Source organism: Candidatus Cloacimonadaceae bacterium, from assembly GCA_030693415.1.
Taxonomy (GTDB): domain Bacteria; phylum Cloacimonadota; class Cloacimonadia; order Cloacimonadales; family Cloacimonadaceae; genus JAUYAR01.
In genome coordinates, this window is the sequence record JAUYAR010000116.1 from 1 (window position 1) to 11,172 (window position 11,172).

Consider the following 11,172-nt stretch of genomic DNA (forward strand, 5'->3'; position numbering starts at 1 on the left):
CCTGACAATATCGAAATCATCTACCTACCTCCATACTCACCTGAGCTAAATCCGATTGAAAGATTGTGGAAGTACATGAAAACACACTTTATTCATAATCGTGTCTTCGATTCACTCAAGCAAATGATGGCACACATGGTAGACGTGTTTGGAGACTTGACTAACGAGACTGTTTCATCGTTGTGCCATTGCAGTTATCTTGATTTATGACATTACAAAATAAACTTTGTATTAGTCAGTTTCCTATTATTAACTCCTAAGCTAATTCTTATATATTTATAATAGAGAAATGACTAACTTGACTAACTTTAGTAACTCTTGGAGTATGGAACTACCGACGTCCCCGTCGGTTCTTGCGCGTTGAAACCGACGAGGACGTCGGTAATTCCATGAGGAGAACGGAGTATGGTGGCGTTCGATTATGGATTATTCGCGTCTTCGTTGCCGACGGGGACGTCGGCATTCCATGAGGCGGGCATATCCGTTCACCCCAATGGTTTTACTCGATTTTTTTTAGGTGGGCAATAATGCGTTTGTTGCCGGCTCCGATGGGCACCTCATAGCTCTGTTTTCGTAATTCGTCCATGACCCGGCGGGAATTGGTCTCCCCGTAGCCCGTTTGTGTGCAGCCATTCATTGTAGGCGGTGGTGAAGCTTTTCAGGGGCGTTGACGCCGCAATATCCACCATATAGTTTTCCTCGATGAATTGGGCGAGCGTGTCGCATTCGCGGACATATTCATTGAGCGCGGTTTTGACCCGATCGGGTTTGTTCATGCCATGTTCACGGTAGGCGATCCATCCTTCCACGATCCACGCCAGGATGGCGTTTTTCTCTTCCAATAGCCGTTCCTCATAGCGTTCTACACGGTCGGATTCGGGGATGGTGACATTGAATGGAATCGGACAGATCCGCCGTAGCAGCCCGCCGTCATTGACGTTGAAAGCCGGTTTGTGGTTTGAACGGATCCACAGCTTGTGCGATGGCGTGAAAGACGTCACGCTCTTGTAGATGCGTTTGGCGCTGATCTCGTCGCGGCTGGCAAGCTGTTTGACCATCATGTCGTTATAGCTTGCGCGGTCGGAGATTTCGTTGCTTGTGGCAAATCTGGCGCCTTTGAGCCGGGCGAGATTTTCCAGAGCGATCCGCTGATCCGCCCGGTTTGAACTGATGAGGATGGATGGATCGATCTCGCGGTGATAATCCGCAAAGATGCGCCTCAGCGTCTCGAAAAAGGTCGTCTTGCCATTTGCGCCGCCGCCATGGGCGAAAAAAGCAGCTCTTCATGCACATTTCCGCTCAGAGACAAGCCCACCGCCTTTTGGACGAAACCGATCAGCTCTTGGTCATCCTCAAAAACCCGCGCCAAAAACGCTTTCCACCGGGGACACCGCGCACCCTCTTCAATCGAGGCGTTCATCCGTTTGAGCATATAGAAGCTGCGAATCTCGGCAGGCTCGGTGATCACCTGCTTCGATGCGCAATCAAAGACGCCGCCATTAAAGGCGATCAAATTTGCACGCGCGTCCATATCGCTTTCTTTCATGCTGATTGCACCGCAGACGCACAAGTGGGAATAGATCGCGTTTAGAGTGCGGTTGTTGGAGAGCTTTTTCACCAGCGGACTGCAATGCCCATTTCCCCGAGACATCGCCGTGAGCATGCTCTTAAGCAGCGCGAGATCGTCATAAACCGCCTGATGGGTGGATTCCCTTGTCCAATGATCTTCGCACCAGAGAATCCACTCGCTGCTGTCTCTGATATAGCGGTGTCTTTCGCCAAACTGCCTGATGAATAGATCCGCGATCGTGGCGTCGTCGCTATTCAATATCTGGTGGGGCTCGAAGCGGGGTGTCGGATCAGCAGCCATATTTCTCTCCAATGTAAAAAAGAGAGGCGATGGTGACACTGCGGGTATGGCGAAAACCGCGCCAAGCTTTGTCGATCTCGCGCTGCGTGTCTTGATAGTGAGGATTGTCTATGAACATATCCCACAAGGTCTTGCCACCCTCGCCAAAGCCCGCATATAATGCCATTCCGAGCTTGATCCAATCATGGTAGTCCATGCGGATTTGCGCAAGCTGACGAACGATGCCCTCGGCTCTGGCATAGTCTTCTTCTTTGGGTGAATGGGTGAACGGCAAATTGAGAATTGGTGAGCCGGTGAACGGCAAATTGAGAATTGAGAATTGGTGAACGGGTGAGCAGGCTCTGCACCCGTCATTCCAGCGAAGGCTGGAATCCAAGTCTTTTCTCTCATCTCTCATAATTCTCAATTCTCAATTCTCAATTTATCGTTCACCCGTTCACCAATTCTCAATTCTCAATTCTCAATTCTCAATTTATCGTTCACCCGTTCACCAATTCTCAATTCTCAATTCTCAATTCTCAATTTATCCTTCACCTGTTCACCAACAAACATCTCTCTGCCGCGTAAGGCACTATATATAGAGGGCATTGACGCTCTCAAATATATCAAACCGGAGGACTTTATGAAAGTCAAATTCAAGTATGGCATCGCCACCTACTCGGGCACCTTGGACGAGATGACCTATGGCAGCTATCGCAGCGGACGCCTTTGCATCGGACGCAGATGGGTCATGCCCTCGCTCACTGTGCAAAACAAAACCATCGGCAGTGTTCGGCAAAAACATCGCTGACCTCTTCCACGGGATCAACGCCCTTTACAAGACTGATCTCAAGACTTATGCAAAGCGCAACGGCATGCAAAACGTGCCCGGATCAATGCTTCCGCCCAACGCCTTTGCGATCTGGAACAAGCTGCTTTGGGCTTGGGCTGAAAGCGAGGATCCGCACCTCGATCTGAGAGCTTTGACCATCGAGGACATCGAGACCGGCGGAGAGAAGATCGCCACCGTCGCAAACGCCATCAACAACGGTCTGCTCAAGCGGATCGGCAAGTATGACGACCTGACCGCCACCCTCTGATGTGCGTCTTCAACGAGGCATTATCATGGATCAAACTCTGCTTAAGGCACTTGCAAAGGAGCTTGCTGCTCGCGTCAATCGCATGGTCAATATTCCGCTTATACCGGAAGATCAAGAGCAGGTATTCTTCGAAATGATCATGGAGATCATCCTTGACTGGGTATTGAAGGCGCTCGGTTGGGAAACCATCAAAAGGCTCGCAAAAAACGTCGCAATCAAAACCAAGCGATGATCTTGGAGAACAATCACCCGGCGGAGGCTTCGGTCTCCGCTTTTTTTATTTCAATCAGAGCGGTCGTTTACGGCTCAAAATCGATCTCGATCTGCTCCCAATCGCCAGCGCCGCAATCGAGCTTTCCCACTCCCACTCCGAGCAGGCGCAGCTTCCGCGCGGAGTCCCAGTTTGCGACCAAAAGCTGTTGGGCAATTTCAAAGAGGATGTCTCTCTCGTTGGTGATTTCCGGCAGTGAGCAACTGCGCGTGTTATATTCGAAATTGTCGTATTTCAGCTTGAGGATGATGTTTCTGCCTCTGATGTTTTGGGATGTCATACGGGAGACGAGGCGATCCACGAGGCGCTGTAGCTCTCCCATCAGTTCATTGACGTCCGCGATGTCTTTGTCGAAGGTGCTTTCGCAACTGATGGATTGGGGGTCTGATTCGGTGACGATTTCGCGGTTGTCGATGCCGCGCACCACGTTGTAATAGAACATCCCGATCTTGCCAAAGCGTTTGAGCAGGTCGCGGAGCTCCCATCCATAAAGGTCTTTGCCGTTGTGAATGCCCAGCTTTTTCATCTTTGCGGCGGTCACTTTGCCGATGCCGTGAAACTTCCCGATCGGCAGGTTGAAAAGTATCTCTTCTGCGTTTTCGGGAGTGATGACGGATAATCCATCGGGCTTTTTCAGTTCGGAGCCGATTTTTGCCAGAAACTTGTTGTAAGAAACACCCGCGGAGCAAGTCAGCCCGGTTGTTTCAAAGATATCTGCCTTGATGCTCCGGGCGATGTTCACTGCGTATGGTTCGTTGATTTTGTTATGCGTGACGTCCAGATATGCCTCATCCAAGGACATCGGCTCCACGAGGTCTGTATAGCGGTGAAAAATCTCGCGAATCTGCGCTGAAATCTCTTTATAGAGGTGGAAATGGGAATGCACGAAGATCCCTTGCGGGCATAGCTTCCATGCCTGCTGCGAGGACATTCCGCTGTGCACGCCATACTTCCGGGCTTCATAGGAACAGGTGGATACCACTCCACGGCTGTTCGGAGAGCCGCCCACGATGACGCATTTGCCCTTCAGGGAAGGGTTTTCCCTGATCTCAATGGCGGCAAAATAGGCGTCCATATCCACGTGGATGATCTTTTTCATGGGTTGACACAAGGACGGACGAAGGCGATAAAGTCAAGCATTTTCTCTTGATCATGCTTTTTCTCTTGACATCAAAGCTCGTATGGCATATCTATGTATAAGGCTGTAAGTATTTGTAAATAAGAAATATGCGGTCTAAGGAGCGAGATGCAGAGCGATAGACCATTCCTGGGTTCGCGATGGAGCGTTGTCTTCGGCGGTTTTTTACTTGCCCTGATGGGAGGATTGTCCTATTCTTGGGGTGTGTTTGTGGAACCGATGGGCAAAAGCTTTGGCTGGTCAAAAGCGGCTACGATGCTTCCTTTGTCCGTATTCATGGTGGTTTTTGCGATCGTGATGATTCCGGCGGGGCGACTTCAGGAAAAGCTTGGCACCCGGCGGATCATCGTCCTTGGCGCCTTTCTCTTTCTGATCGCCAATCTGATGAGTTCGTTGATCACGCGTATGCCCAATCTCGGTTGGTTGGTGCTCAGCTATGGAATCATTGGCGGGATCGCCTGCGGGCTCACCTATTCTTGTGTGGCGCCTTCGATCCGCCGTTGGTTTCCGGATTATCCCGGTCTGGCGGTTTCCCTCGGAGTGATGGGTTTTGGGATAGCGTCTTTTATCTTTGCACCGCTCAAGGCACACATTATCATCCCGCAGCTTGGCTTGGACGGAACTTTCATCATCATCGCCCTGCTCACTTTTGGGGTAACATTGATCGCCTCAAGGTTGGTGGTTTTCCCCACCGACAAATGGTATATGCATATCTATGGCGCAATGCATTTGCCGAATAAAACCGGCATGGTACGCTCAAATCTGAAACCGGGGCAGATGGTCAAAAAGCCTCTGTTTTGGATGATCTGGGCTTCCTTTCTCTTCATCGTCTATGGATCGCTGTTGATCATCGGGATACTTCCTTCCTACGGTGAGGAAGTGGCAAAGCTGAGCGGCAGCAAAGCAGCGATCCCGATATCGCTTTTCGCATTGTTCAACGGTTTGAGCCGTCCAATGGCTGGTTTTATCAGCGACCGCATCGGAATCCCGCGGGTGATGATGTTCGTATTTACCTGCCAGGCTTTGGTCTTTCTGATTTTCCCATATTATGTCGTGAGTTTCGTCGCCATGAATATTGCGGCGGTCATCCTCGGTTTTGGCATCGGCACGGCGTTGGCGCTCTATCCGGTGCTCACGTCGGAATGCTTTGGCGTCGAGCATCTGGGCGTGAATTATGGGATAGTATTTTCCGCTTATGGTTTCGGAGCGATCGCGATCCAAGGCGGAGCTTATCTTCGGGATCTGACCGGTAGCTACACAGTTCCACTGCTCATCGCAGGGATATTGTCCTTGCTATCGACCGTGATCGTGATCCTCATCCGCCATATCTATAAACTATCGTAAGTCCTTGATAAAGGGGAGATAAATGTTTGAATCTGAAAAAGAGCTAAGATGGATCAGGCTGCTGCTGACCATCATCGCCATCCCAGTGGTCGTGATCATCCTGAAGACGTTGAAGGCGATCTTTATCCCGTTGATCTTCGCTATCTTCCTCTCCTTCGTATTCGCTCCGCTGAATGCTTATCTATCAAAGCGGAAGATACCTATGGTGGTGACTTTTCTCATCCTGTTAGTGATCATCGTCGCCTTTTTTGCTGTGCTCAGCTTCATTGTCTATGCAGCCTCAAACAGCCTCATACTGGGCTTTCCAAAGTATCAGGAAAAGTTCTACCAGACGACTATGGAGACTTGGCAGGGCTTTCAGAGCTGGCTGACGCAGACCAATCTGGCTTTGGGAAACTTGTCCCTTATTGATATCTCGAAACTCTTGTCACCGAGTGGATTCTCCATTACCAAGACGGTTACAGATACGATGGGAACCTTTATGAACGTGCTTTGGAATCTGTTTTTGACCCTGGTCTTTCTGATGTTCATCGTGGGCGGTTCCGTGAAACTGGAAAAAAGGTTGACCCAAGTGCTCAGTTCCGATCGAAAGAGCCAAACCATTTCGATGCTATACAACATCCAATCCCAGATGCAAAAATATCTCTTCACAAAGACGCTGATCAGCCTCGCCACGGCTATTGTCGGTGCGATCCTGATGCTGTTTTTCGGAGTTGATTTTGTGCTCGTGGTGGGCATCATGCTGTTCGTGCTCAATTTCATTCCCAATATCGGATCCATCATTGCTTCCCTGCTGCCCATGCTGATCTGCCTCTTGCAATATGGCTTTGGTGGACGGCTGGTGATCTTCAGCGTTTGCATGATCGGCACGCAAATGCTCTTCGGAAATATCATCGAACCCAAGATTCAAGGAAATGGATTGAATCTGACGCCGATCATGGTCTTGATCTCTTTGATCTTCTGGGGCTGGCTGTGGGGGATTGTGGGCATGATCTTCGCCGTTCCGATCACCTCCGGCATCAATATCATCCTCAAGCAATTGGACGAAAAGAACATCATCTCGGCGATCATCAGCGGAAATTGATGGAGCGGATCGAATCTATAACCTATTTATAGACAAACATATCCTTGTCCTCGCCCAGCCAAGAGTATTTTACCTGACCCACAAAAATAGTGTGGTCTCCGCTACGCACCTGAGTGACGACCTCACATTCGAAATTTGCCGCGGCATCGGTCAAAATCGGCAGTTTGTGCAGTTTCCCCGGGAACGAAGCGACCTTGCCCTCGGCAAATTTATCCATCTCACGTCCGGTATTTGAGCCGGAAAAGCTTAAGAGCGGCTTCAGTTCCGGTGAGGGAAAGACGATGTTGAAGAAACGGTTTTCCTGTAAACAATCGTGTGTATAGCGCGAATGACCGATCGAGATGGCAAACATCGGTGGCTGGATAGATGTGCGCATAAACCACTCAAGAGTGATGAGGTTGTAAGTTCCATCCGGTTTTTGCGTCACCGCCAGCGCCACTTTGGCAGGCAGATGCACCTTGGCATAGGCAAACGGCAAGTCTACTAATTTCATGTTTTATCGGGCTCCTCGGATTTTTAGATATATACATTCTAATTGATCTTTGACCGCAGGCAAGCTTCGTCAAGAATCCGCATCCATACACAAATCTGTTGACTGGATAAGCATGGGTGGATTTTATGGCGTCTTAATGTTTCAAATACCAAACTCGTCGATATCAAGGAGATATGAAATGCGTAGATTCCTGAACCTAACGATTTTAGCCGTGCTCCTCATCGGAGGATGCGGCAAGGTCTTGCAATCCGAAAAGACAAAAGTAACCTTCTGGCACGGACTAAGCGGTCCTTTGGGAGATACCCTCAACGAGATGATCCGAGAGTTTAACCGCACCCACGACGATATCGAGGTCGTCGTCAATCCGATCAGCAGCTACGCCGCTCTCTCCCAAAAACTGATGGCATCGATTCAAGCAAAAAAGCAGCCGGACATCGCCCAGGTCTTTGAATCATGGACGGCGAAATACGTCGATGCCGGAGTTTTGGTACCCATCGATGAGCTCATCGCCGCGGACGCAAACTTTGGCGAGGCAGACCTGGCGGATATGTATCCCGTCTTTCTCAAATCAAACACCTACAAGGGGAATATCTGGTCTTTCCCCTTCAATAAAAGCGTGCGTGCCTATTTCTACAACAAGGACGATTTTTACCGCGCCGGACTCGATCCCAACTATTTTCCGCGAACTTGGGATGAGTTTCGCCGTTATTGTTCGATGCTCACTCACGAAGCCGAAGGAGACAAGCGAAAGCGCTATGGAACGAATTACAACGTGAACGAATGGCAGTTTGTGAACCTCCTCCACCAAGCGGGCGGAGCTATCATCGACAATAACGAACGCCCCATCCTCAATAGTCCTTACGGCGTGGAAGCGCTCACATACATCACGGATATGATGTACAAGGACAAATCCGTCTATCTCGTGCGCGAATACGAAGGCCAAAACGACTTCCTCGCGGGAATTGTCGCCATGTATGAAGGCTCCAGCGTTTCCATCACGCACATGCGCCAGCAGCCGATCAATTTCAACATCGGTTATGCCCCGCTACCCACCTTCAGAACAAACAAAAGCGCCGTCAGCGGAGCAAACATCGTCATCTTCAAAAGCGGAGATACCAAACGTGAAAAAGCAGCCTGGGAGTTTATCAAATGGTTCACAGCCACCGAACAGACCGCCAAGTGGAGCGCAAAAACCTGCTATATGCCGGTGCGCCGTAGCGCCATGCAAAGCCCGGTGATCAAAAACTTTCTGCTCGAATTTCCTCAGTTCAAAGGCATCTACGATCAACTTGAATATGCCGTCTTCGAACCCCAAAACCCTGCCTGGTTTAAAGCCAGACCGGAGCTCAAGGGCTATCTTGAACAAGCGATCACGCAAAGACTCTCTCCGAAAGAAGCCCTCGATCAGGCAGCGGACAAATTTGCCCAACTCATCGCCGCAGGGAAAAAGTAATCTCCCAAAGGAATCGAGCCACATTTTAGCAGTCCGCTTTCACGACTGCTAAAATCTGCTTGACAAAATCACCCGCCCGTCTATCTTATCTCTAAAAATGATACTCACCCAACAAGGAGATCCGAACATGGCAGACAAGAAACAAGAAAAGGGAAGCCTGAGCATACATACCGAGAACATCTTCCCCATCATAAAAAAGTGGCTTTATTCTCAACACGATATCTTTTTGCGCGAGCTGATCTCAAACGCCGTGGACGCCATCAACAAACGCAAGTATGCAGACGAAAACTTCCTCGAAGCGGACATGAAAATCGAGGTCAAACTCGACCCCAAAAAGAAAAGCATCGAACTGACCGACACCGGCATCGGCATGAACGCCGACGAGATCCGCAAATACATCAACCAGATCGCCTTTTCCGGAGCCGAGGAGTTTATCAACAAGTTCAAAGACGTGCAGACGAACATCATCGGGCATTTCGGACTGGGCTTCTATTCCTCCTTCATGGTGGCGGAAAAAGTCACCATCGATTCCCTTTCCTCCGCCCCGGACAGCGTTGCAGCCTATTGGGAATGTGACGGCAGCACGGAATATGTCATGAAAGCCGGCAAACGCAAGGAGGTGGGCACCACCATCACCGTCCATTTGAACGAGGATTCTGCCGAATATGCCGAAGAGACCAAGATCAAAGGCATCTTGGAGCGCTACTGCAATTTCATGCCCTACCCGATCATCTTCTCCGGCAAGCAGATAAACCAAAAGGAAGCGCTGTGGAACCGCAAGCCCAAGGATGTCACCAAAGAAGAATATATCGAATTCTACAAAAAAGTCTTTCACGACTATTCGGATCCAGTCTTCTGGATCCATCTGAATGTGGATTTTCCCTTCAGCCTCAAGGGCATCCTCTATTTTCCAAAGTTGCGCAACGAGCCGGATTTCTTCAAAGGAGAGGTCAAGCTCTATTGCAACAACGTCTTCGTGGCGGACAACCTCGAGGATATGATCCCAGAGTTTCTCCTCTTGCTCAAAGGCGGGATCGACATTCCAGAAATACCTCTGAACGTCTCCAGGAGCTTTCTGCAAAACGATTCTCAGGTGCAGAAGATCAGCAAATACATCGTCAAAAAGGTCTCCGATCACTTCACCGAGACCTTCAAAAATGACCGTAGGAAATACGAGGAATATTGGGAAGACATCAATACCTTCATCAAGTTTGGCCTGCTCAAGGAAGACGATTTCTTCGACGCGATGAAAGATATCGTCATCTTCAAAACCGCCGCCGGAGACTATGTCAACGTGGAGGAATACAAAGCCCGCAACTCAGCTACCGAGGGCAAGACCAAGATCTGGTATGCCGCCGGAGAGGACACTCAGGTGAGCTATCTCAACCTCATGAAAGAACAGGGCATCGAGGTCGTTTTTCAAACCTCACCGCTGGATACCCATCTCTTTCAACGCCTGGAAGCCAAGCTGGAAAACATCGAGTTTATCCGCATTGATTCCGAGGTCAACGACTTGCTTGTGAACAAGGATAAGACCGAGCTCGTCGATCGGGACAACCGCAAGGATTCCGACAAGCTCAAGGAGATCTTCTACAAAGCCTTGAATCAATCCGTGGAAGCCTCCTTCGGCAAGGAAGCCTATGGCGAATACATCAAGAAATTCCCCCAGGCAGCGAGTCTGCTCGCCCCATACATCATCCAAAAGGAAGAGCAATCCATCCTCAAACCTTATGACATTCCCTTCTTTGTGCGTGAGGAACTGGGTAGCGAAGCGCTCGAAGAGATGTTTAAGCATGTTTACACGGAACTCACCATCGAGGTCAAAAGTCTGAAATCGGCTGAAATCCCCTCGATGATCGTCTTCAGCGAATATATGCGCCGCTGGCACGACATGGATGCGCTCAACCGCTCTGCCAACGCGGACATGCTCAAGTATCACACCCTGGTCGTCAATCAGGAAAATCCCGTCATCAAGAAGATCATGGAGCTGGAAGCAGACGGTAAAAAAGACGAGGTCAACACCCTTTGCTCCTACATCCACGACCTTTCCCTGTTGGAACAGAAGCCCTTCAACGGCAAGGAACTCAAATCCTTCATCGCCAAGGCGAACCGGATACTAAATTATCTCTGATTGAAGCCAGAGTCTCTCATATCAAGGCGGTAGTGATAGTTACCGCCTTGTGCCTTTTGGGGTGAGAAATTCATTTGATGAATTCACCACAGAGAAATAGAGAGATCAGAGAAGAGACATGAGATCAGGTTCACCATAGATGAGTCCGGCGGACGGATATGAAACGCCGCCTCATGATAGGGGTAGGGGAGTTATCCATTACTGGCTCCCCTCCCTCCGAACCGTACGTGCGGTTTTCCCGCATACGGCTCTCCAGAAAACAGGTATCTCATGTAAGAGACCGGCATAATTCACTGTGGGCTTCGGTTA

Annotated in this window: 13 protein-coding genes; 8 read left to right on the plus strand and 5 right to left on the minus strand. The window is 49.7% G+C overall.

Annotation, left to right across the window (positions count from 1 at the left end):
* Positions 1–15: 15 nt before the first annotated feature.
* On the plus strand, positions 16–210 hold the full coding sequence (locus tag Q8M98_07175; GenBank protein ID MDP3114543.1) for a transposase: 195 nt from the start codon (positions 16–18) through the stop codon (positions 208–210).
* Between the two features lie 347 nt (positions 211–557).
* Here Q8M98_07175 and Q8M98_07180 read toward each other — a convergent pair whose 3' ends face one another.
* Genes Q8M98_07180 through Q8M98_07190 form a run of 3 tightly spaced genes read right to left on the minus strand, consistent with a single transcriptional unit; the run spans position 558 to position 2,267 of the window.
* Positions 558–1,223 carry a phage/plasmid primase, P4 family gene (locus Q8M98_07180; protein ID MDP3114544.1) on the minus strand — a complete coding sequence of 222 codons (666 nt, stop codon included), beginning with the start codon at positions 1,221–1,223 and terminating at the stop codon, positions 558–560.
* Positions 1,220–1,870 carry a hypothetical protein gene (locus Q8M98_07185; protein ID MDP3114545.1) on the minus strand — a complete coding sequence of 217 codons (651 nt, stop codon included), beginning with the start codon at positions 1,868–1,870 and terminating at the stop codon, positions 1,220–1,222. Before Q8M98_07185 ends, Q8M98_07180 begins: the two co-directional genes overlap by 4 nt.
* A complete protein-coding gene (locus Q8M98_07190) occupies positions 1,860–2,267 on the minus strand; it encodes a PriCT-2 domain-containing protein (GenBank protein MDP3114546.1) in 408 nt (135 codons plus the stop codon). The genes Q8M98_07185 and Q8M98_07190 overlap by 11 nt, the downstream gene beginning before the upstream one ends.
* A gap of 225 nt (positions 2,268–2,492) precedes the next feature.
* Between Q8M98_07190 and Q8M98_07195 the strand changes: the two genes are divergently transcribed.
* From Q8M98_07195 to Q8M98_07205, 3 genes are read left to right on the plus strand one after another with little or no spacing between them, the layout of a single operon-like run.
* On the plus strand, positions 2,493–2,660 hold the full coding sequence (locus Q8M98_07195) for a hypothetical protein (protein MDP3114547.1): 168 nt from the start codon (positions 2,493–2,495) through the stop codon (positions 2,658–2,660).
* Entirely contained in the window at positions 2,638–2,949 is a 312-nt protein-coding gene (locus Q8M98_07200) for a hypothetical protein (protein ID MDP3114548.1), read from the plus strand. Before Q8M98_07195 ends, Q8M98_07200 begins: the two co-directional genes overlap by 23 nt.
* Before the next feature lie 25 nt (positions 2,950–2,974).
* Complete coding sequence (locus tag Q8M98_07205) at positions 2,975–3,181, plus strand: hypothetical protein (protein ID MDP3114549.1); 207 nt, start codon at positions 2,975–2,977, stop codon at positions 3,179–3,181.
* 67 nt (positions 3,182–3,248) lie between these two features.
* On the opposite strand, the gene dinB is transcribed toward Q8M98_07205, so the two are convergent.
* Complete coding sequence (gene dinB / locus Q8M98_07210; GenBank protein ID MDP3114550.1) at positions 3,249–4,319, minus strand: DNA polymerase IV; 1,071 nt, start codon at positions 4,317–4,319, stop codon at positions 3,249–3,251.
* 147 nt (positions 4,320–4,466) lie between these two features.
* Between dinB and Q8M98_07215 the strand changes: the two genes are divergently transcribed.
* Both Q8M98_07215 and Q8M98_07220 read left to right on the plus strand, forming a co-directional pair.
* Entirely contained in the window at positions 4,467–5,702 is a 1,236-nt protein-coding gene (locus tag Q8M98_07215; GenBank protein MDP3114551.1) for an OFA family MFS transporter, read from the plus strand.
* Positions 5,703–5,724: 22 nt separating this feature from the next.
* Positions 5,725–6,786: an AI-2E family transporter gene (locus Q8M98_07220; protein ID MDP3114552.1), complete on the plus strand. Its 1,062-nt coding sequence runs from the start codon at positions 5,725–5,727 to the stop codon at positions 6,784–6,786.
* 22 nt (positions 6,787–6,808) lie between these two features.
* Here the strand turns inward: Q8M98_07220 and Q8M98_07225 are convergent, their stop codons facing one another.
* Positions 6,809–7,279 (minus strand): flavin reductase family protein, encoded by a 471-nt coding sequence (locus Q8M98_07225; protein MDP3114553.1) that lies wholly within the window; start codon positions 7,277–7,279, stop codon positions 6,809–6,811.
* A 178-nt stretch (positions 7,280–7,457) separates the two neighbouring features.
* Between Q8M98_07225 and Q8M98_07230 the strand changes: the two genes are divergently transcribed.
* Positions 7,458–8,732, plus strand: coding sequence for an ABC transporter substrate-binding protein (locus tag Q8M98_07230; protein ID MDP3114554.1), 1,275 nt, complete (start codon positions 7,458–7,460; stop codon positions 8,730–8,732).
* 127 nt (positions 8,733–8,859) lie between these two features.
* Positions 8,860–10,863 (plus strand): molecular chaperone HtpG, encoded by a 2,004-nt coding sequence (htpG, locus tag Q8M98_07235; GenBank protein MDP3114555.1) that lies wholly within the window; start codon positions 8,860–8,862, stop codon positions 10,861–10,863.
* Positions 10,864–11,172 lie beyond the last annotated feature (309 nt).

Excerpts from the sequence above, each read along its gene's own strand:
- Q8M98_07185 (MDP3114545.1), bottom strand. The coding sequence starts at position 1,870 with ATGGCTGCTGATCCGACACCCCGCTTCGAGCCCCACCAGATATTGAAT.
- Q8M98_07190 (MDP3114546.1), bottom strand. The coding sequence starts at position 2,267 with ATGAGAGATGAGAGAAAAGACTTGGATTCCAGCCTTCGCTGGAATGAC.
- Q8M98_07195 (MDP3114547.1), top strand. The coding sequence starts at position 2,493 with ATGAAAGTCAAATTCAAGTATGGCATCGCCACCTACTCGGGCACCTTG.
- Q8M98_07205 (MDP3114549.1), top strand. The coding sequence starts at position 2,975 with ATGGATCAAACTCTGCTTAAGGCACTTGCAAAGGAGCTTGCTGCTCGC.
- dinB (MDP3114550.1), bottom strand. The coding sequence starts at position 4,319 with ATGAAAAAGATCATCCACGTGGATATGGACGCCTATTTTGCCGCCATT.
- Q8M98_07215 (MDP3114551.1), top strand. The coding sequence starts at position 4,467 with ATGCAGAGCGATAGACCATTCCTGGGTTCGCGATGGAGCGTTGTCTTC.
- Q8M98_07220 (MDP3114552.1), top strand. The coding sequence starts at position 5,725 with ATGTTTGAATCTGAAAAAGAGCTAAGATGGATCAGGCTGCTGCTGACC.
- Q8M98_07225 (MDP3114553.1), bottom strand. The coding sequence starts at position 7,279 with ATGAAATTAGTAGACTTGCCGTTTGCCTATGCCAAGGTGCATCTGCCT.
- Q8M98_07230 (MDP3114554.1), top strand. The coding sequence starts at position 7,458 with ATGCGTAGATTCCTGAACCTAACGATTTTAGCCGTGCTCCTCATCGGA.
- htpG (MDP3114555.1), top strand. The coding sequence starts at position 8,860 with ATGGCAGACAAGAAACAAGAAAAGGGAAGCCTGAGCATACATACCGAG.